The sequence below is a fragment of the Pseudomonas sp. NFR16 genome, from assembly GCF_900108875.1.
Classification (GTDB): domain Bacteria; phylum Pseudomonadota; class Gammaproteobacteria; order Pseudomonadales; family Pseudomonadaceae; genus Aquipseudomonas.
In genome coordinates, this window is record NZ_FNYJ01000001.1 from 487,998 (window position 1) to 507,344 (window position 19,347).

The 19,347-nt window shown below is 61.9% G+C and carries 17 protein-coding genes and 2 riboswitches; of the genes, 10 read left to right on the top strand and 7 right to left on the bottom strand.

What is annotated here, in order from left to right; translation table 11 throughout:
- The first annotated feature begins 29 nt into the window (after nt 1-29).
- From BMZ10_RS02290 to nfuA, 3 genes are all read left to right on the top strand, one after another.
- Nucleotides 30-2,330 carry a fatty acid cis/trans isomerase gene (locus BMZ10_RS02290; RefSeq protein ID WP_093458431.1) on the top strand — a complete coding sequence of 767 codons (2,301 nt, stop codon included), beginning with the start codon at nt 30-32 and terminating at the stop codon, nt 2,328-2,330.
- A 482-nt stretch (nt 2,331-2,812) separates the two neighbouring features.
- Nucleotides 2,813-3,832: an acyltransferase family protein gene (locus tag BMZ10_RS02295; RefSeq protein WP_093458432.1), complete on the top strand. Its 1,020-nt coding sequence runs from the start codon at nt 2,813-2,815 to the stop codon at nt 3,830-3,832.
- 82 nt (nt 3,833-3,914) lie between these two features.
- Nucleotides 3,915-4,508 (top strand): Fe-S biogenesis protein NfuA, encoded by a 594-nt coding sequence (nfuA, locus tag BMZ10_RS02300; protein ID WP_093458433.1) that lies wholly within the window; start codon nt 3,915-3,917, stop codon nt 4,506-4,508.
- A 245-nt stretch (nt 4,509-4,753) separates the two neighbouring features.
- Here nfuA and cobM read toward each other — a convergent pair whose 3' ends face one another.
- The 4 genes from cobM to BMZ10_RS02320 are packed head-to-tail and all read right to left on the bottom strand — an operon-like array spanning nt 4,754 to nt 6,866.
- Nucleotides 4,754-5,500, bottom strand: coding sequence for a precorrin-4 C(11)-methyltransferase (cobM, locus tag BMZ10_RS02305; protein WP_093458434.1), 747 nt, complete (start codon nt 5,498-5,500; stop codon nt 4,754-4,756).
- Between the two features lie 27 nt (nt 5,501-5,527).
- Nucleotides 5,528-5,947 (bottom strand): cobalamin biosynthesis protein, encoded by a 420-nt coding sequence (locus tag BMZ10_RS02310; RefSeq protein WP_093458435.1) that lies wholly within the window; start codon nt 5,945-5,947, stop codon nt 5,528-5,530.
- A complete protein-coding gene (locus BMZ10_RS02315; protein ID WP_093458436.1) occupies nt 5,944-6,663 on the bottom strand; it encodes a CbtA family protein in 720 nt (239 codons plus the stop codon). The genes BMZ10_RS02310 and BMZ10_RS02315 overlap by 4 nt, the downstream gene beginning before the upstream one ends.
- An 11-nt stretch (nt 6,664-6,674) precedes the next feature.
- Nucleotides 6,675-6,866, bottom strand: coding sequence for a CbtB domain-containing protein (locus tag BMZ10_RS02320; RefSeq protein WP_093458437.1), 192 nt, complete (start codon nt 6,864-6,866; stop codon nt 6,675-6,677).
- A gap of 98 nt (nt 6,867-6,964) precedes the next feature.
- Nucleotides 6,965-7,182, bottom strand: a riboswitch (cobalamin riboswitch).
- Nucleotides 7,183-7,395: 213 nt separating this feature from the next.
- Nucleotides 7,396-7,619: riboswitch (cobalamin riboswitch) on the top strand.
- Nucleotides 7,620-7,749: 130 nt separating this feature from the next.
- Between BMZ10_RS02320 and cobW the strand changes: the two genes are divergently transcribed.
- The 4 genes from cobW (at nt 7,750) to BMZ10_RS02340 (ending at nt 14,434) form a co-directional block, all read left to right on the top strand.
- On the top strand, nt 7,750-8,829 hold the full coding sequence (cobW, locus tag BMZ10_RS02325; RefSeq protein WP_093458438.1) for a cobalamin biosynthesis protein CobW: 1,080 nt from the start codon (nt 7,750-7,752) through the stop codon (nt 8,827-8,829).
- 2 nt (nt 8,830-8,831) lie between these two features.
- Complete coding sequence (gene cobN / locus BMZ10_RS02330; protein ID WP_093458439.1) at nt 8,832-12,596, top strand: cobaltochelatase subunit CobN; 3,765 nt, start codon at nt 8,832-8,834, stop codon at nt 12,594-12,596.
- A gap of 156 nt (nt 12,597-12,752) precedes the next feature.
- On the top strand, nt 12,753-13,778 hold the full coding sequence (locus BMZ10_RS02335; protein WP_093458440.1) for a magnesium chelatase ATPase subunit I: 1,026 nt from the start codon (nt 12,753-12,755) through the stop codon (nt 13,776-13,778).
- Between the two features lie 50 nt (nt 13,779-13,828).
- Nucleotides 13,829-14,434, top strand: coding sequence for a vWA domain-containing protein (locus BMZ10_RS02340; protein WP_371265933.1), 606 nt, complete (start codon nt 13,829-13,831; stop codon nt 14,432-14,434).
- Between the two features lie 137 nt (nt 14,435-14,571).
- On the opposite strand, the gene BMZ10_RS02345 is transcribed toward BMZ10_RS02340, so the two are convergent.
- The gene (locus BMZ10_RS02345; RefSeq protein WP_093458442.1) at nt 14,572-14,838 is read right to left on the bottom strand and encodes a hypothetical protein; all 267 of its coding nucleotides are present in this window, start codon (nt 14,836-14,838) and stop codon (nt 14,572-14,574) included.
- Nucleotides 14,839-15,227: 389 nt separating this feature from the next.
- Between BMZ10_RS02345 and BMZ10_RS02350 the strand changes: the two genes are divergently transcribed.
- Nucleotides 15,228-16,544 carry a sigma-54-dependent transcriptional regulator gene (locus tag BMZ10_RS02350; protein ID WP_093458443.1) on the top strand — a complete coding sequence of 439 codons (1,317 nt, stop codon included), beginning with the start codon at nt 15,228-15,230 and terminating at the stop codon, nt 16,542-16,544.
- Nucleotides 16,545-16,636: 92 nt separating this feature from the next.
- On the opposite strand, the gene BMZ10_RS02355 is transcribed toward BMZ10_RS02350, so the two are convergent.
- Both BMZ10_RS02355 and pnuC read right to left on the bottom strand, forming a co-directional pair.
- A complete protein-coding gene (locus BMZ10_RS02355; RefSeq protein ID WP_093458444.1) occupies nt 16,637-17,176 on the bottom strand; it encodes an AAA family ATPase in 540 nt (179 codons plus the stop codon).
- Nucleotides 17,177-17,183: 7 nt separating this feature from the next.
- The gene (pnuC, locus tag BMZ10_RS02360; protein WP_093458445.1) at nt 17,184-17,747 is read right to left on the bottom strand and encodes a nicotinamide riboside transporter PnuC; all 564 of its coding nucleotides are present in this window, start codon (nt 17,745-17,747) and stop codon (nt 17,184-17,186) included.
- Between the two features lie 321 nt (nt 17,748-18,068).
- On the opposite strand from pnuC, the gene BMZ10_RS02365 reads away from it, so the two are divergent.
- Complete coding sequence (locus BMZ10_RS02365; protein WP_093459903.1) at nt 18,069-18,899, top strand: undecaprenyl-diphosphate phosphatase; 831 nt, start codon at nt 18,069-18,071, stop codon at nt 18,897-18,899.
- Nucleotides 18,900-18,902: 3 nt separating this feature from the next.
- Nucleotides 18,903-19,346 carry a DUF1294 domain-containing protein gene (locus BMZ10_RS02370; protein WP_093458446.1) on the top strand — a complete coding sequence of 148 codons (444 nt, stop codon included), beginning with the start codon at nt 18,903-18,905 and terminating at the stop codon, nt 19,344-19,346.
- The last annotated feature ends 1 nt before the right edge of the window (nt 19,347 follow it).

The following is a 19,347-nucleotide window of genomic DNA, read 5'->3' on the forward strand; positions in this document are numbered from 1 at the left end:
GGGTTTTTTATTTTCAGGACGCCCGTTCCATGTTGCATCGCTTGTTCGCCCTGTGTGTGGGTCTGTTGTCATGCGGTGCAGCGTTGGCGCAGTCGCCCACCGCTTCGCCGGCTATTTCTTACAGCCGGGACATCCAGCCGATTTTTACCGAGAAGTGCGTCGCCTGCCATGCATGCAACGACGCGGCCTGTCAGTTGAACCTGGGCAGCGCGGAAGGCGTGTCGCGCGGGGCATCCAAAGTGCCGGTGTATCAGGGCGATCGCAGTCAGGCCGTGGCGCCCACGCGGATCTTTTATGACGCGCAAGGCCCTGATGCCTGGCGCAGGAAGGGCTTTTATTCAGTGCTCGATGGGCAGAGCAATCAGGCCGCGCTGATGGCGAAGATGCTTGAACTTGGCCACAGCGCGCCACTGGTGCCCAACGCCAGACTGCCTGACGACATCGTGTTGGGGCTCAACCGCGAAAACATGTGCCCGCTGCCGCAAGAATTCGAAGGTTACGCCAGGTCGCATCCGGGGCAGGGCATGCCGCTGGCTGTGACCGGGTTGACGGACGCCCAGTACACGACCTTGCAGAGCTGGCTGGCGCAGGGCGCACCGGTGGAACAGACGCCGGTGCAGCCAAGCGCTGGCGAGGCGGCGCAGATCAATGAATGGGAAAACCTGTTCAACCGGCCCGGCTCCACCGAAGCACTGGTGGCGCGCTGGCTCTACGAGCACCTGTTTCTTGCGCACATCTACTTTACCGACGGTGAGCAGGGGCATTTCTTCCAGTGGGTACGTTCGCGCACGCCCAGCGGCGAGCCTGTGGACCTCATCGCCACCCGGCGTCCCGATGACGATCCCGGCACGACGTTTTACTACCGCTTGATGCCGGTGCAAGGCGTGATCGTGCACAAGACCCACATCACCTACCCGATGGGGCCGCAGAAACTGGCGCGGGTCAAGCAGCTGTTCTACAGCGGCAACTGGCATGCCACGGAATTGCCAGGCTATGGGCCGCAACGCCGCGCCAATCCATTCGATACGTTCAAGGAAATTCCTGCGGTCGCGCGTTACCAGTTCATGCTGGACAACGCCGAATACTTCGTGCGCACGTTCATCCGCGGCCCTGTGTGCCGGGGACAGATCGCCACCGACGTGATCCGCGATCACTTCTGGGCCTTGTTCCAGGAGCCGGCACACGACCGCTACATCACCGATGCCGCTTACCGGGCCAAAGCCACGCCGTTGCTGGCGATGCCGGGGCAGAATGACGATGTCGGCAGCGTCCTCAGCCTCTGGCACGACTACCGTGACAAGCGCAATGAGTACGAGGACCTGCGCAGCGACGCCTACGCGCATATGCCGCCGCCCGGCTGGGCCACGCTGTGGGCCGGCAACGACAACGCGTTGCTGACCATCTTCCGTCACTTCGACAGCGCCACCGTCAACAAAGGGCTGATCGGCGATCTGCCGACCACCGTGTGGCTGTTCGACTACCCGCTGCTGGAGCGCACGTATTATCAGTTGGTGGTGAATTTCGACGTGTATGGCAACGTGTCTCATCAGGTGCAGACGCGGCTGTATTTCGACCTGATCCGCAACGGCGCCGAAGTCAATTTCCTGCGTCTGATGCCGGCCGACAAACGCGACGACATCCTCGGCAGCTGGTACCAGAACACTGGCAAAGTGAAGATGTGGCTGGATTACCAGGCCATCGATAACGACACGCCAACCGGCATGAAGCTGGACGAGGAGCATCCCAAGCGGGATTTCGAACGCAAGCTGATCGAGCGTGCGGGCACGTTGAACGCCACGCCCGATCCGATCAACCGCTGCAGCGGCGCCTATTGTTCGCGCAAAGGGCTGGACCCGGTTTTCAGTGAGGTCGAGCAATCGCTCAGCCGGTTGGCTTCACGACCTGCGGCAGGCCTGAAGGTCATCAATCAGTTGCCTGAGGCGACGATGCTGCGCATTCAGGATGGCAGCGGCAAACGGATGGTCTACAGCATGCTGCGCAATCGCGCCCACAGTAACGTGGCGTTTCTGCTCGGCGAGGTTTACCGCTATCAGCCGGGGCTGGACACCCTGACGATCTATCCGGGTGTGCTCAGCAGCTACCCCAACTTCATCTTCAACGTTCCGGCCAGCGAAGTCAGCGCGTTCGTCGACGCCATGGAGCAGGCCCGGGACGACAAGCCTGCGTTCGAACGCATCGTCCAGCGTTGGGGTGTGCGCCGCAGCCATCCGCTGTTCTGGACGTACTTCCACGACCTGGACCGCTATATACAGGAGACTGAACCGCGGGAGGCGGGGGTGCTGGATATGAATCGGTATGAGAATCTCTGATCCGCAGGAACTGGCGCTTTGTGATCACTCGCGCAAGTAAGTCGGCGGTCTATAACGCCCCCTTCGATCAGCGGCGTAACAGCGGACACCTTCCCGGCTGAAGCCGGTCCTACGGAAAGTTTGCGGCGCCTGTGGGAACGGCTTAAGCGGATCCTACGAAAAAGCCTGCTCCGTTGTAGGATCGGCTTCAGCCGGGAAGAGGCCGGTGCAGGCTGTGGAGGTGAATGGGTTGAAAATTCGCTTTCGTAATCCCGCTCAGGCCCACAGTTTTTTCATGCCCGACCCAACCTCCGCTACGTCCCGCCAGTACGAGGCGAAACTGCAAAGCCCTTGTAAAACATGGCCTGCAGCCATTATGCAGCCCGTCAGACCTGCCGAACCTTTTGCCCAAACCTGACTCGGACCCTGTGAGTCGTCCCGCCAGCATGACCTTTTCGAGGTCCGGGATCGTGGGTCAAACCAGAGTAAGCAAGAGGTTGCAGATGTTGATTTCGGTTCAAGCCCTGCGGGCACTCGCCGCGTGGGCCGTTGTGTGTCACCACTTCATGCAGATTTTTTTCGACTTCCATCCAAGCGGCCCGATCGGCCGTTTTTTTACTGAAAAAGGCGCTGTCGGCGTCGACATTTTCTTCGTCATCAGCGGTCTGGTCATCTACCTGTCGACGGTCGACAAGGACATTCCGGCCAGCCGCTTCATGCTCCATCGCCTGATCCGGATCGTCCCCGCGTACTGGCTTTACACGGTGGTCATGGGGTTGTTGGTGGTGGTGGCGCATCCGCTGCTGCCTCATCAGGTCGTCGACTGGCAGAGCTTCATCCTCTCGCTGCTGTTCATTCCTTCGGAAAACCCGGGCGGTTACGGCCTGTATCCCACGTTGAATGTCGGCTGGACGTTGAATTACGAGATGTTGTTCTACGTGCTGTTTTCCACGGTGTTCCTGTTCCAGCAGCGTCTGCGCCCGCTGATCATCGCGGCTGCGCTGTTCGCAGTGACCGACGTGCTGGGTCGCTCGGGGCTGATCAGTCGTTTCTATGCCAACGATATCGTTTATGAATTCCTGTTGGGCATCGGCATCGGGGTAATCTACCGCCGTGGCTGGATCACCGAGCGCCTCTGGCTGCCACTGCTGGCGATTGGCGGCGCATTGCTGTCGATCAAACAGCTGCCGCCGGACCTGCGCATCGTTAACTGGGGCTTGCCCAGCGCGGTGATCGTGGTGGCCTGTATTTCGCTGGAGCCGTACTTGCGCGGCAGTCGCCTTTTGAAAATCATGGGCGACTGCTCATATTCGGTGTATCTGCTCCATGTGCTGGTGCTTTACGGCGGCTGGCTGGCCAGCGAGCGCTATGGTTTCGATCCCTATACGGTGTTCGCCGTTTGTGTGCCGGTGATCGCACTGGGCTCATGGCTGAGTTACGAGTGGATCGAAAAAGGTTTGTACCGCCGGATGAAAGCCTGGCTGGACGGCAGGAGAGGAGTGAAGGAAGCGGCGCTTCCCTGATCTTTACCTGACCAGAATAGTAGGGCTTTGTCAGGCGCCGTCGATTGGCGTAAACTCCGCCCCACGTCTGCGAGGAATTTTCATGACCGCTATTACGATTACCGATGCCGCCCACGATTACCTGGCCGATCTGCTGCAAAAGCAGAACACGCCGGGCATCGGCATCCGCGTGTTTATTACCCAGCCTGGCACCCAATACGCTGAAACCTGCATTGCTTACTGCAAGCCTGGCGAAGAGAAACCGGAAGACAAGGCCATCGGCCTCAAGAGCTTCACGGCCTGGATTGACTCGTTCAGCGAGGCCTTTCTGGACGATGCCGTGGTCGATTATGCCACCGACCGCATGGGCGGTCAGCTGACCATCAAGGCGCCGAACGCCAAAGTGCCAATGGTCAATGCCGACAGCCCGATCAACGAGCGCATCAACTATTACCTGCAGACCGAAATCAATCCGGGTCTGGCCAGTCATGGCGGGCAAGTGACGCTGATCGATGTCGTTGAAGAAGACGACGCCAACATTGCCGTGCTGCAATTCGGTGGTGGGTGCCAGGGCTGCGGCCAGGCCGACGTCACCCTCAAGGAAGGCATCGAGCGCACCTTGCTGGAGCGGATTCCCGAGCTTGCCGGCGTGCGTGATGTGACTGACCACACCCAGAAAGAAAACGCTTACTACTAAGCGGTTTTTCTCCTTCAAAAAGCCCCGACTGGTTCGGGGCTTTTTGCTGGGTACAGATTCCCTGCAGGCGCTTGGCTTGTCTCTGGGCCGCCTCCGCGCGAGCTGCCGGTACCGGCAGCAAGCGCTGTGATGAAACCTGTCAGGTCGAGACAGTCGGTTCGATGCTGTTGCGCAGCACATCGTCGGCAAGCCAGGCGTCTACGAATTCCTTCCAGCATCAAAAACGGATCGGACCTCGATCCAGGTCACGGCCGGAACACGTGGGCGTGCCCGGCGCGGTACAGCGACGACTCGCTGAACACGTCGTTACCCAGCACACGGCCCACCAGGATCAGCGCGGTGCGGCGAAAACCTTTGGCGTTCACCTTGTCTTCGATGTCACTCAGCGTCCCGCACACCCAGTCCTGGTCCGGCCAGCTGGCGCGATGGACCACGGCGATCGGGCAGTCTGCTCCGTAATGCGGTGTCAGCTCGGCAACGATCTTGCCAAGATTGCTGATGCCCAGGTGAATCGCCATCGTCGCCCGGTGCTGCGCCAGTTCGCCGAGCGACTCGCCCTGCGGCATGGCGGTCTTGTCCGCGTAACGCGTCAGGATGACGCTCTGGGAGATGTCCGGCAGGGTCAGTTCAGTGCCCAGCAGCGCTGCGCATGCCGCCGTGGCAGTGACGCCGGGAATGATCTCGAACGGGATGCCCAGGGCTTTGAGGCAGCGAATCTGCTCGCCGATGGCGCCATACAGACTGGGGTCGCCGGAGTGCACGCGGGCGACGTCCTGCCCGTTTGCATGAGCGGATTTCATCAAGGCGATGATCTGGTCCAGGTGCAATTCGGCACTGTTGGACACTTGCACCGCCTGATGGCCTTCCAGCACAGCCGCTGGTACCAGCGATCCGGCGTAGATGATCACAGGGCAATTGCGGATCAGGCGCTGGCCCTTGACGGTGATCAGGTCAGGATCGCCGGGGCCGGCGCCGATGAAATAAACGGTCATGGAATCTCCAGAGATGCGCGCCGGTCGCTACGCAGCGATGCCGGTGGCCAGTGCGAAGGTGGCGCAAGAGCTCTTGCGGCGCTCGATCAGAAGGCTGGACGAGCCGTTCGACAGTCGGGACACCATCACCAGTGCCGCGCTTTCCGCCACGCCGTGACAACCCGTGTGCGCGAACGCTGTGGCTGAGCGATGGCTCAGCTGCGATTCAACGATTTTCAGTTCGTCGGCGCTGAAGAACATCAGTGGCAGGCGCATATGTTCGGCCAGTTCCAGCAATCCCGCCTCGTTCGATTTGCTGTCGATGGAAGCGAGGGCGCTGATGTCGCGAACGCTGAGGCCGTGTTCCAGCAGGCACACTTCGATCAGACCCTGCAGCACCGATGCCGGACAGCCGCGCTGGCAGCCCAGGCCGATCACAAGGATCGGCCGGTTGCCGGCGTCACTCATGCCGCGTGATTCAGACCGGACTGCGTCGACGCTGCTTCGTGCCGACGGAACAGCCAGGCGCTGACTACGCCCATGCCGACCCAGAACAACGCATTGGTGACCAGCGAGGCCACTTTGAACTGGGCTTCGAGGGCTTCGGGCGCCAATGCCGCATGCACTTCAGGCTGCGGCGCGCCGACGACATGGGGCACCACCAGAATGGCGATGCCCAGGGCTTTCAATAGCCAACTGCGGGCGAACACGATGAGCGACAGTCCGGCAGCGGTCGAGGCGGTGGTGCCGACCCACCAGATCTGCCGCTGCGTGAGATCGGCGGCCGCGGTGCCCGGCAATTCCGGTGGCAGGCCGAGGGTCGGCGCGAGGACGAACACGGCGAAACCCGCCAAACCCCACAGCACGCCCTGGCGAGCGCTGTTCGGGCTGCGCAAGGTGTAAAGCGCGGCCAGCATCAGCGAGAAGCCCACGGCGACCACCAGATTACCGCCGGTGGTGGACAACACCCGCTGCCAGCCATCTTCAGGTTCCCAGGCCTCTTCGTCATGAACATGCCCGGCGATGGCGCCGTCGGCATGCTCGTGCATCTCGGCGGCCGGGGCTTTTTCGTAGGTTTCAGCCTGCAGTATCAGCGGCGCAACCCAGAAACTCTGCAGCAGGGTCAGCAGCAGGGCCGCAAGCAGGCCCGTGAAACCAGCCGTGTGAGCGATACGCTTGAACATGGCGGCAGGTCTCAGTGGCAAGGAAATGCGGAGCTGTGGCGGGTGTCGTGCGCAGCATTGTGCACAGCATCGATGTGCGAGAACCCTGCGAAGTACACCAGGAAGGCGCCCAGAATCATGGCGCTGACGGCGGCGGTCAGGCGTTGGGTCTGAGTCTGGGTGCTGACGTTGCTGGATGTCTGGCTGGCAGTGCTGATCGACATGGCGCTTCCCTCTGAAGTGGTCAGCGACGGGGAAGCGCAAGGGCGCACCACTGACGGGCGTCAGTCGTGAACGCAACTGCACCCGCCCACCGCGGGTTTGTCATATGTCATTGACGGGCCGGTCTCCGGGCTTGCGAGGGGCGGGCCTTTCGACCTGTCTGCAAGAATCGCCTTCCCATATCGCTGACGACACAGTGGATCTGACTCTTCACTCGCTTACCGTTGCGGGGGCAGCGCCGGACTTGCACAGCATTGATCTGCGCGCACCGGTTTCCCGTTTCACCCTGTGAAGGGCACCCGTAACAAGGTGTGTAGGAGACCACGGAGGCGAAGTCCCGTCAATTGCAGCGTTCGCCACCGTCGTTAACGCCGTCCTACGGGGAGCGTGGACCAAAGGGGGGCTGGACCAACGCTTTCCCGGCTGAAGCCTGTCCTACGGTGTGGGCCGAATGCAGGACCGGTTTCAGCCGGGTAGGTGTCTCCTCGGACAAGGCACACGTTTGTTCGTTGACCTTGCCCCAGTCACTGCGTAGCCTTGCGCACTCGAGGTTCACCGTTTCGCCGCCTTGGCGGTCCGGTGCTAAGAAGGGAATGCGGTCAATGCCGCAGCTGCCCCCGCAACTGTAAACGGTCATGTTCATTGCACAGCCACTGCGCGAGCGGGAAGGCGCGATGAATGCCGGTCGCCTGACGAAAGCGCCAGTCGATCCGCCGCCGTAAGCCAGGAGACCTGCCTCGAGTCGGGCCCTCCTTATATCAGCGCCCAGGAATTCTCACTACAACCGGGCGGGGTGATCCGGTGGCGAAACGAGTCGCGGGCCGGCCCCTGTCCGGAACGCGCAGCGCTCGTCCTGTCTGCCCGCCGCAAGCCTGAGGGCATCCCATGAAAACACTGGCCAAACTTCCCGTCACCATCGTCACCGGCTTTCTCGGCTCGGGCAAAACCACGCTGCTGCGTCACATGCTCGATAACGCCGAGGGGCGCCGCATTGCCGTGATCGTCAACGAATTCGGCGAGCTGGGAATCGACGGCGAAATCCTCAAGCAATGCACCATCGGCTGCACCGAAGAAGAAGCCAATGGCCGCGTCTACGAACTGGCCAACGGTTGCCTGTGCTGCACGGTGCAGGAGGAATTTTTCCCGGTGATGCAGGAGTTGGTCGCCCGACGCGGCGATCTGGACCACATCCTCATCGAGACTTCCGGTTTGGCGCTGCCCAAGCCGCTCGTTCAGGCCTTTCAGTGGCCGGAAATCCGCAACGCCTGCACCGTCGACGCCGTGATCACCGTGGTCGACAGCCCAGCGGTCGCCGCGGGCACGTTCGCCGCGTTCCCGGATCAGGTCGATGCTCAGCGCAAACTCGACCCTAATCTGGATCATGAATCGCCGCTGCACGAGTTGTTTGCCGATCAGCTGGCGAGTGCCGATCTGGTCATTCTCAACAAGACCGACATGATCGCCGCCGAAGCGCTGGCCGCCGTGCGCGCGGAAGTCGCTGAAGAATTGCCGCCGGCGGTTAAGGTCATTGAAGCGAGCAAGGGCCAGTTGCCGATCAGCGTGTTGCTGGGACTGGGCGCCGAGTCAGAATTGCACATCGACGGCCGCAAGACCCACCACGATCACCATGAAGGCGACGACCACGACGATCATGATCACGATGCCTTCGACTCGATCTCGATTTCGCTGCCTCAGGCGGACGAAGCGTTGTTGCTCGATGCCCTGACCCAGGCAGTGGTGCAGCACGGCATTCTGCGGGTCAAGGGCTTCGCGGCCATTCCCGGCAAACCGATGCGCCTGCTGGTGCAAGGCGTCGGTACGCGTTTCGACAAGCATTTCGACCGTGCCTGGAAAGCCGATGAGCAGCGTCTGACGCACTTGGTGCTGATCGGCCAGGACCTGGACGCCAATGTGCTCGAAGCGCAACTGCGCGCGGCCGTCACCCCGTCCGGGATCAAAGGCTAAGCATGCACCTGCTGCGCACTCAGCCCGGCGGCTTTGTCCCCGACGACAGCATCGCTGACCTGGGGCAGACCCCCGCCGAACTGGTGATTCTCTGCAGCGGCGATTCACACCTGGCGTTGCTGGCGCAAACCGCGCAGCAACTGCCTGACGATTACCCGAGTCTGCGCCTGGCCAATCCGATGCAGGTGCAGAATCACGCCTCGGTCGACCTTTATGTCGATCAGGTGCTGCGCCATGCCAAGGTCATCCTGATTTCCCTGCACGGCGGCATCGGCTACTGGCGCTACGGCGTGGAGCGGCTGGTCGAACTGGCGCAGCGCGGCGTCAGGCTGATCCTGGTGCCGGGCGATGACCGACCCGACCCGGAGCTCAGCGACTTGAGCACCGAGTCTGCACAGGACCGCGACCGGCTTTGGCATTACCTGCGGCAGGGCGGCAAGCACAACGCTTTGCAGTTGTTCAATTACCTCGCCAGCCGATGGCTGGATCGGCCTTACGCCTGGAGCGAGCCCCAGGCGTTGCCGCGCACGGCGGTTTATCACCCGCGCCATGGCCACGGAACAATCGCCGACTGGCGGGCTGACTGGCGCGACGATCAGCCGGTGGCGGCGGTGTTGTTTTACCGCTCGCACCTGCAGGCGGCCAACACCGGGTTCATCGATGTGTTTTGCCAGCGTCTGCAGGCCCAGGGGCTCAACCCGCTGCCGGTCGCCGTCGCCAGCCTCAAGGAGCCTGCTTGCCTTGAGGCGGTCCAGGACTGGCTGGATGAAGCGGACTGTGAAGTTATCCTCAACACCACCGGATTCGCGCAATCCAGTCCGGAAGCGCCGCACCTGCGGCCTTTCAGGCGCAACATTCCGGTGATCCAGGCGATCTGCGCGCAAGACAACCAGCCTGCCTGGGAGGCCAGCGAGCAGGGTCTGGGTGCACGGGATCTGGCGATGCATATCGCGTTGCCGGAGCTGGACGGGCGCATCATCAGCCGGCCGATCAGCTTCAAGGACCTGGCCTGGCACAGCGAGCGCAGCCAGTCAGACGTGGTCTGCTACCGGTCCCATCCCGAGCGGATGGATTTCGTCGCTGAACTGGCGCGGCGCTGGGTGCTGCTGGCACGAACCGCCAACGGCGACAAGCGTGTGGCGTTGATTCTGGCGAATTACCCAACCCGCGATGGACGGATTGGCAACGGTGTGGGCCTTGACACGCCTGCTGCCGCGCTGAACATTCTGAGCGCCATGCAGGCCGAGGGGTATCCGGTCCAGGACCTGCCGCAAAGCGGCACCGCGCTGATTCAAGCCTTGCTCGGCGGCGTGACCAACGACCCCGACAGCCTGGATCAACGGCCTTGCCACCAAAGCATGGCGATGGAGGCGTATCTGGCGGCATTCCAGTCGCTGCCCGAAGCCAACCGCGCGGCGGTGATCGAGCGCTGGGGCACGCCCTACAACGACCCGATGTGCCGGGACGGGCGAATGATGGTGGCCGGCCTGCGGTTTGGCATGACCTTCGTGGGCATACAGCCGGCGCGCGGTTACAACGTCGATCACAGCGCGGTGTATCACGACCCCGATCTGGTTCCGCCGCATGGCTATCTGGCGTTCTACTTCTGGCTGCGCCGCAGTTATGGCGCCCATGCGGTCATCCACGTCGGCAAGCATGGCAATCTTGAATGGCTGCCGGGCAAGGGCGTCGGCCTGTCGGCGCACTGCTGGCCGGACGCAACCCTTGGCGCGATGCCGAACATTTACCCCTTCATCGTCAATGATCCGGGCGAGGGCGCACAGGCCAAACGGCGGACTCAGGCCGTCATCATCGATCACCTGATGCCGCCGCTGACCCGGGCCGAAACTTACGGGCCGTTGCGTCATCTCGAACTGCTGGCCGACGAATATTACGAAGCCCAGTTGCTCGATCCCCGGCGCGCTAGGGAGTTGCAGAAGGACATCCTCACGCTGGTACGCGAGACCCACATCGATCGCGAGCTGGCGCTGGACGAGCATCTGGACAGCGACGCCGATGCCGCGATCTGGCTGCCGCGTCTGGACACATACCTGTGTGATCTGAAGGAATCGCAGATTCGCGACGGCTTGCATGTGTTCGGCGAGTCACCAAGCGGGCGCCTGCGCATCGACACCTTACTGGCCATTCTTCGGGTGCCCCGTGGCGATGGCCGGGGCGCTCAGGCCAGCCTGTTGCGTGCGCTGAGCAACGCTATGGGATTGGCATTCGACCCTCTGGACTGCAATCTCGCTGAGCCGTGGACCGGTGCGAAACCTCATGTATTACATGAAGTGAGCCAAGACCCTTGGCGCACGACTGGTGATACGCGCGAGCGGCTTGAACTGCTTGCCGCCACTTTTGTCAAGCAAATGTTGTCCGGTTGTGACTTTAAAATATCGTTTGAAAACAGTGAGTTGAACGAAGTTATTAAAGCAGTAAAAGAGGTTGTGGCGCCGCGCCTCGATGCCTGCGGGCCTGCTGAAATGCGTGGTCTGCTCGACGCCTTGAGCGGCCGGTTCGTGCCTGCCGGCCCGAGCGGCGCACCCAGTCGGGGTCGGCTGGACGTGCTGCCGACCGGGCGCAATTTCTTCTCGGTGGACGTGCGCAACTTGCCCACAATGACCGCGTGGAGAATTGGCTTTAAGTCGGCAAACCTATTGCTGGAGAGGCACTTACAGGACAATGGTGATTATTTACGTCAACTTGGGCTGTCGGTCTGGGGCACGGCCACGTTGCGTACCGGCGGCGATGACATTGCTCAAGCCATGGCGTTGATGGGCGTGCGTCCGGTCTGGGCAACCGGAAGTCAACGCGTAGATGATTTTGAAATCCTGCCGCTGAGCTTGCTGGATCGCCCGCGCGTGGACGTGACATTGCGGGTGTCCGGGTTTTTCCGTGACGCGTTTGCCAACCTGATCAAGCTGTTCGACGCGGCCGTTCAAGCCGTGGCCGCGCTCGATGAGCCCGATGACATGAACCCGCTGGCGGCCCGGGTGCGCGAGGAGCGCCGGCAACTCGAACGCGAGGGCGCCACTGCCGAGCAAGCGGCGAAGCAGGCCGGCTGGCGTATTTTCGGCGCCAAGCCAGGCGCTTATGGCGCCGGCGTGCAGAACGCTGTCGACGGTCGGCTGTGGCAGACCCGCGCCGACCTGGCCGAGGTGTACCTCAATTGGGGCGGTTACGCCTATGGGACGAACGACGAGGGCACGCCTGCGCGGAACGGTTTCGCTCGGCGGCTGAGCCAGGTGCAGGCGGTGGTGCAGAATCAGGACAATCGCGAGCACGACCTGCTCGATTCCAACGACTATTACCAGTTCCAGGGCGGCATGCTGGCCGCCGTCGAGAACCTTGCCGGCACGAAGGTCGCCAGTTACCACGGCGACCACAGTCAGCCCGATCTGCCGAAAATCCGCACCCTCAAAGAAGAACTCAATCGTGTGGTGCGTTCGCGCGCCGCCAATCCCAAGTGGATCGAGGGGGTCAAACGCCATGGCTACAAAGGCGCGTTCGAGATGGCGGCGACGGTCGATTTCCTCTTCGCCTTCGACGCGACCACCGAGCTGATAGACGACCATCAGTACGCGTTGCTGGCGGACGCCTATCTGCTGGATCCGGCCACGCGCGAGTTCATTCAGCAGCACAATCCCGATGCGCTGCGCGACATGACCGAGCGCATGCTCGAGGCGCAACAGCGCGGCTTGTGGCAGGAGCCGGGCATGTATCGTGAGGCGCTGGAGAATCTGTTGCTGGATATTGAAGAGACGTGATGCATCGCAAGCGCCCCCCGCGCTGGATGCCAGCCAGGCTGCAGGCAGCCTGGCTTTGCGCCTGGAAGTGCGGAAACTGCTGATGCTTCGACCCTCCGTGGGCGCAACGCAAGACTTTTGATCAGTGACTTAATCGATGTTCGACGAGAAACAACCATGACCGACACCTCGCATTTCCCGCTGGCCGCCGTGGTCGGCGCTGACGACCTGAAGCTGGCGCTGTGCCTGACCGCCATCGATCCGAAGATCGGCGGCGTGCTCATCGAGGGGCCTCGCGGCATGGCCAAGTCGACCCTGGCGCGCGGCCTGGCCGACCTGCTGGCCAGCGGTCAGTTCGTCACGCTGCCGCTCGGTGCTACCGAAGAACGGCTGGTCGGCACGCTGGATCTGGAGGCTGCGCTGGGCGAGGGCCGCGCACGCTTTTCGCCAGGTGTGCTGGCCAAGGCCGACGGCGGGGTCCTGTATGTCGACGAGGTCAATCTGCTGCCCGATCATCTGGTTGACCTGCTGCTGGACGTCGCTGCCAGCGGCGTCAATCTGGTGGAGCGTGATGGCATCTCCCATCGTCATCCGGCGCGCTTTGTCCTGATCGGCACGATGAACCCGGAGGAAGGCGAACTGCGCCCCCAGTTGCTCGACCGGTTTGGCCTCAATGTCGCGCTGAGCGGGCAGACCGCGCCGCAGCAACGTGGGCAGATCATTCGTCGGCGTCTGGATTTCGATGCGGCGCCCGAGGCGTTCTGCGAGCAATGGGCGCCTGAGCAACAGGCGCTCAAGGCCCAATGTGAAACCGCCCGAGCGCGGTTGTCAGCCATCGAGCTGGACGACCTGAGTCTGGCGATGATCACCGAGCGCTGCTTCGCCGCTGGCGTCGATGGTCTGCGCGCTGACCTTGTCTGGTTGCGCGCCGCCCGCGCGCATGCCGCATGGCGCGGGGGATCGTCGATCAGCGAAGCGGACATCGATGCGGTGGCGGATTTTGCCCTGCGTCATCGTCGTCAGGCCCAGCCGCCACAACCGCCGGCATCGTCCGGGCAGGCTGACGAGCCCCAGGTTCAATCGGCGCAACAGGATGCGGCACAGGGACAGCGCCAGGGTGAGGGCAACTGGGGTGCGATGCCTGCACACGCCGTCGCCACCGGCGCGCGCCGAGAAGTGCCCATCTGGCCAAAAAAGCCCTAGGCGTCCGCCCTCGGCAAGTGTCGGGGGCGGATGCCAGCCCTCGGCCGGGCATACTCAACGGTGGTAAAAGTGGCGGCGCGCGCTCGGGTATCGAGGGCGCGATTGCGTGGCTGCCGACGTTGCTGCGAGGACGCCCCTGCACGCGCGCGGATATCGTGCGTCAACCGCGTACTCGGCAGGCGCAGATGCTCTGGCTGGTGATCGTCGATGCGTCGGCTTCGACCCGTCGTCATCAGGCGCTGAGCCAGGCCAAAGGACTGCTCGCGCAGTTGTTCGACGATGCGTATCGACAACGTGCCAGACTGGCATTGCTGACGGCCAGTGGCAGCGGCGCGCGCTGGCAGCACCATGGCCTGAAAGCCGGCGCCGCGTTGCAACCCTGGCTGGACGGGCTGGGGGCAGGGGGCGGCACGCCATTGTCCGACGCCATCGAGCAAGCGGGCGACTGGTTGAACAAACGGCAGAAACGTTATCCCGGCGAGATTCAGCGCGTGCTGATCATCACCGATGGCCGCGTCAGGGAAGTGCCTGCGGCGTCGGGGTTCGCCTGTCCCAGTCTGCTGATCGACATCGAGCGCGGGCCGATCCGGCTCGGTCGGGCTGTCGAAATTGCACAGCGACTGGGCGCGCAGTACCGCCACATCGATGGGCTCTAGTGCATCGACGCTTCGGTCCGGCAGGCGTGAAAAAAGGGTTGGCAACACGCGCCGACCCAAGGTCGGCGGCGAGCGGATGAATGCGGGGCGCTGAGTCACACGTCTGGCGCGCCACCCGGCCCTCGCATTCGGGGGGATCAGGCTGGCATGGACCAGGGTTCCAGGCGATACCCTTCACCACTGATTTCTGCACGGGTCTGTTCCAGCACATGGGCCAATTGCTGAGGGTCGGAATAGGCGCTGCTCGGAATCTGTTTGCGACCAATGCGGTTGCTGGTGCGATCGACGACGGTCAGGCTCAGTTCGCCGTTGCCATCCTGTGGCGCCCACGCCACACAGTGGAAAGGCTGGAAAGCGTGGCCGACAATCAGCAAAGCATCGTTGAAGCGCAAGGGGGCGTTCATGGAGTGTCCTCTAAGTGCCCGTATCAATTCGTCAACCGACGGCGGGCGTCCCGTGCGGCTGGTTACTTCTACTGATGAACTGCGCCCCTGGGTAAGTCACAACGAATCCCGACATTTTTTGATTTATTTTCCAACCCCTTGTTTTTCCTCGCCTTCACGCCTCCATTTCCCGCTGTCCGAGTGGGCCACCGGACCGTGCCCCGTGGGCTGATACCCGTTTATTGCCTGATCGCGACTGCTAAGCACGTTTGGTTCTTAGGCTTATAGTGAAACGGTCCAAGGCGGTGTCAATTATTTGCTAATGTAACAAACGGAGTCGCCAAGACACTGTTTCTAAAAATGTTTTTTCTCCGGAATATTCTTCGAATCCTGGCGCCAAGGAATCTTATATGCATGAACTGGCATCAATCCGTCGCCTGCTAATTGTCGAGCCATGCGAAGAATGTCTGCAGTTGATTCCCGGGCTGCGCATTGCCGGTTGGGAAGTGGACAGCTGTACGCTGGAGTCAGTGGGATCACGCCCTTTCGATGTCGGGTTGATTCGTCTGATGCCGGAGCATTTCGAGCATCCGGAGGTGGTCAAGGGGCTGATCACCCGCAGCAATACCGAATGGATTGCCGTATTGACCGCCGATGACCTGCGCAGGGAGCTCATCGGCGATTTTGTCTGCGAATGGTTTTTCGATTTCCACACATTGCCTTTCGACGTTGGCCGCGTTCAGGTCACCCTGGGGCGCGCCTATGGCATGGCCCGGTTGCGCGCTCAAGGGACGAATTACGGCAGCGGACCGGGCCACGAGATGCTTGGCGAGAGCCGTCCAGTGCGTGAGTTGCGCCGGTTGTTGACCAAGCTTGCGCCCACCGAGTCTCCGGTTCTTATCCGTGGCGAGGTCGGCACCGGCAAGGAACTGGTGGCGCGCACGCTGCATGCGCAGTCTCAACGGCGCAATCAGCCGTTCATTTCGGTCAATTGCAGCGCTACGCCTGAGCACCGGTTGCAGCCGGAACTGTTCGGCGATGATCAGGACACGGTCGGCGGTGCTCAGCGCAAGGTGGGCCGGATCGAAGCGGCCAACGGCGGGACGTTGTTTCTCGACGAGATCGGCGACTTGCCGCTGGAGGTTCAGGCCAACCTGCTGCGCTTTCTGCAGGATCGCCACATCGACGTGGCCGGCGAGCGGGTGCCGGTCGATGTGCGGGTGCTGGCGGCGACCCATGTGGACCTGGAGGCGGCGATTCGCAAGAAGCTTTTCCGCGAAGACCTCTATTACCGGCTCAATGTCTTGCAGGTTGGCACGGCGCCGCTGCGTGAACGGCATGGCGATCTGGCGCTGCTGGCCAATCATTTCGCCCAATTCTATAGCCGCGAAACCGGGCGGCGTGCGCGCAATTTCAGTCAGGACGCCCTGGTCGCCATGGGCAAGCACGACTGGCCAGGCAACGTGCGTGAGCTCGAAAACCGGGTCAGGCGCGGGCTGGTGCTGGCCGAGGGCCGACAGATCGAGGCGTTCGACCTGGGGCTGCTGGGCGAGGAAGAAATCAGTTCCAGCATGGGCACGCTGGATGACTACAAATGTCGGGCCGAGCGCCAGGCCTTGTGTGACGTGCTGACCCGGCACAGTGACAACCTGAGTGTGGCAGCCAAGGTGCTGGGGATTTCCAGGCCCACGTTTTACCGATTACTGCACAAACACCAGATCCGTTGACCCCTCGAAACACACATCGCTGATACCCGCTCCGACGACCGTTTTCCGGGCAGCGGGCTGACGCGCAAGGGGCGTTGAGCTGCGCACGCGATTCAGTTGGATGCCGGCGCAGTGTCGAGCAACCGTTTCACCGCCTGCATTGCGCGTTCCATGCGGTAGCTCCAACTGCCTTCGATGACTTCAAAGCGCCGCCCATGCCGTTCGAGCCAATCCCGGCTTGCGTCGAAGAACGCCTGGCGTTCGCTCAACAGCGGCTGGCAGCGCTGGCCATCGCTTATCCATTCGACCCCTTCGGGGGACAGCAACAGGTGAAGATCGTAATGACGTTCGAGCAATGCAGGTTCAAGCCAGTCGGGACAGTCGTGGAACAGTGTGCGGCTCCAGAGGAGGTTGCTGAGCAAATGCGTGTCGAGAATCAACAGCGTGGGCGATTGCGCCCGGGCGGCGTCTTCCCACGCCAGCTGCCCTTGGGCAATTGCGGGAATGTCGGCATATACGGGGTCGCGCTGCTGCTCATCGATGAAGTGGCGGACGTATTCGTCCACCCGCACACCGCCGAAATGCGCCTGAATGTGCGCCGCCAGCCAGCTTTTGCCGCTGGACTCGGGACCGGTCAGTACCAAAACCTTCATCGGCGTTTCACCGTGCCAGCGCAGGGTCGGCGCGCCAGTCGCGCCAACCTTGCACGGCGAGCAGCGTGAACAAAGCGTACAGCGCCGCTGTCAAGTACAGCGCTTTGTAGAGGAAAAGGCCGACGAAAATGACATCCAGCACGATCCACAAGGGCCAACATTGAACACGTTTCTGCGCCATCCACACCTGCGCGACCAGGCTGTACCCGGTCAGGGCGGCATCGAGCCAGGGCTGCGCTGCGTCGGTGAAATGCGCCATCGCCGCGCCGAGCAGCAGGCTCACCACACCGCCGATGACCAGGCTGATCAGCAGGCCGCCGCTGCCCAGCGAGGAGACGATGCGGCCGGTTTCGACATTGCCGCGTCGTGTCCATTGCCACCAGCCGTACAGTTGCAGGGCGGCGTACACAACCTGCAAGAGCATGTCCGAATAAAGCTTCACATCGAAGAAGATCCACGTGTACAGCAACACCATCACCAGTCCGATCGGCCAGCACCAGGGGTTTTGTTTGACTGTCAGCCAGACGGCGATGACACCGAGTGCGGCAGCGAACAGTTCAAGCCCGGACATGGCAACTCCTGCGAAGGGACGAAAAAAGGGTCGGCGATTGTAAGCGCTTTATGGGTGCCATGGGGGCAATGGGCGAGGGCTGTTGAGCAAAAAAGCGGCGTAGGCCAATTGTCACCGAGGGTCGATTACAGTAACCGGCCAAACGCCAGTATCCATGTTAGAGCGTTCGTCGAACAGGTCTGCTAGCATCGCCGGCGCTTACATGCCTGCGGACGTGAATCTTGCCTGTTCATGCGGTTTTTCTGACCGCACACCGTGCGTGCAATGTTGCTCAATAATTCAAGAGAGCCCTGCCATGAGCAGGCTCCATTCGGGGGAATGATGGATCTTTGGACCGCCGCACAGGCGCTGATACTTGGGGTTGTCGAAGGACTGACCGAGTTTTTGCCGATTTCCAGTACCGGCCACCAGATTATCGTCGCCGACCTGATCGGCTTCGGTGGCGAAAGGGCAATGGCTTTCAACATCATTATTCAACTGGGCGCGATCCTGGCCGTGATCTGGGAATTTCGCCGGAAGATTTTCGACGTGGTGACCGGGCTGCCAACCCAGCCACGGGCCAGGCGTTTCACCGCCAATCTGATTGTCGGCGTTCTGCCGGCGATGGTGCTGGGGGTGATTTTCGCCGACATGATTCATTATTACCTCTTCAACCCCATCACCGTCGCTGTGGCGCTGGTGGTGGGCGGCGTGATCATGCTCTGGGCCGAGCGCCGCGAGCACACCATCCGCGCTGAAACCGTGGATGAGATGAGCTGGGTCGACGCGCTCAAAATCGGTTTCGCCCAATGCCTGGCGATGATTCCGGGTACTTCGCGCTCGGGATCGACCATCATTGGCGGGCTGTTGTTCGGGCTGTCGCGCAAGGCTGCCACCGAGTTCTCGTTTTTCCTGGCGATGCCGACCATGATCGCCGCATCGGTGTATTCCGGTTACAAGTACCGCGACCTGTTTCAACCAGATGACTTCGCCGTGTTCGCGACGGGATTCATCACCTCATTCATCTTCGCGATGATCGCGGTGCGTGGCTTGCTCAAATTCATTGCGAATCATAGCTACGCGGTGTTTGCGTGGTACCGGATCGCGTTCGGTCTGTTGATTCTGGCGACCTGGCTGTTTGGCTGGATCGACTGGACCAGCGTGCAGGCCTGACCGATGAGTGCGCGCCTTCAGACCGACGCCAGCGGCCGCCGCACGCCGACGATGCTGCGCTTTGCGAAACTCAAGGTGCTGTTGCTAGTGGCGTTCTGCGCGCTGCCGGTTTACGGCGTCGCGACGATCTGGCTGCAAAACAGCTCATGGCTGCCATGGCTGCCCGCCGCGATCTATCTGGTCATGAGCGTCATCACCTTCGGATTTTACGGTTACGACAAGCGGCAAGCTCGCGGTGAGGGACGCCGTACGCCGGAGAAACTGCTCCATGGACTGGAGCTGCTCGGCGGCTGGCCCGGAGCGCTGGTCGCGCAGCAGGTCTTTCGCCACAAAACCCGCAAGGTTGCCTTTCAAGTGGTGTTCTGGCTGATCGTGCTGTTGCACGAGTTGTTCTGGATCGACCGCATCGTGCTCGGCGGCAACTTCATCGCCCGACACTTTTACTGAC

Excerpts from the sequence above, each read along its gene's own strand:
- BMZ10_RS02335 (WP_093458440.1), top strand. The coding sequence starts at position 12,753 with ATGACCGACACCTCGCATTTCCCGCTGGCCGCCGTGGTCGGCGCTGAC.
- BMZ10_RS02345 (WP_093458442.1), bottom strand. The coding sequence starts at position 14,838 with ATGAACGCCCCCTTGCGCTTCAACGATGCTTTGCTGATTGTCGGCCAC.
- nfuA (WP_093458433.1), top strand. The coding sequence starts at position 3,915 with ATGACCGCTATTACGATTACCGATGCCGCCCACGATTACCTGGCCGAT.
- cobW (WP_093458438.1), top strand. The coding sequence starts at position 7,750 with ATGAAAACACTGGCCAAACTTCCCGTCACCATCGTCACCGGCTTTCTC.
- cobN (WP_093458439.1), top strand. The coding sequence starts at position 8,832 with ATGCACCTGCTGCGCACTCAGCCCGGCGGCTTTGTCCCCGACGACAGC.
- BMZ10_RS02355 (WP_093458444.1), bottom strand. The coding sequence starts at position 17,176 with ATGAAGGTTTTGGTACTGACCGGTCCCGAGTCCAGCGGCAAAAGCTGG.
- BMZ10_RS02315 (WP_093458436.1), bottom strand. The coding sequence starts at position 6,663 with ATGTTCAAGCGTATCGCTCACACGGCTGGTTTCACGGGCCTGCTTGCG.
- BMZ10_RS02350 (WP_093458443.1), top strand. The coding sequence starts at position 15,228 with ATGCATGAACTGGCATCAATCCGTCGCCTGCTAATTGTCGAGCCATGC.
- BMZ10_RS02370 (WP_093458446.1), top strand. The coding sequence starts at position 18,903 with ATGAGTGCGCGCCTTCAGACCGACGCCAGCGGCCGCCGCACGCCGACG.
- BMZ10_RS02295 (WP_093458432.1), top strand. The coding sequence starts at position 2,813 with ATGTTGATTTCGGTTCAAGCCCTGCGGGCACTCGCCGCGTGGGCCGTT.
- BMZ10_RS02290 (WP_093458431.1), top strand. The coding sequence starts at position 30 with ATGTTGCATCGCTTGTTCGCCCTGTGTGTGGGTCTGTTGTCATGCGGT.
- pnuC (WP_093458445.1), bottom strand. The coding sequence starts at position 17,747 with ATGTCCGGGCTTGAACTGTTCGCTGCCGCACTCGGTGTCATCGCCGTC.
- BMZ10_RS02320 (WP_093458437.1), bottom strand. The coding sequence starts at position 6,866 with ATGTCGATCAGCACTGCCAGCCAGACATCCAGCAACGTCAGCACCCAG.
- BMZ10_RS02365 (WP_093459903.1), top strand. The coding sequence starts at position 18,069 with ATGGATCTTTGGACCGCCGCACAGGCGCTGATACTTGGGGTTGTCGAA.
- BMZ10_RS02310 (WP_093458435.1), bottom strand. The coding sequence starts at position 5,947 with ATGAGTGACGCCGGCAACCGGCCGATCCTTGTGATCGGCCTGGGCTGC.
- cobM (WP_093458434.1), bottom strand. The coding sequence starts at position 5,500 with ATGACCGTTTATTTCATCGGCGCCGGCCCCGGCGATCCTGACCTGATC.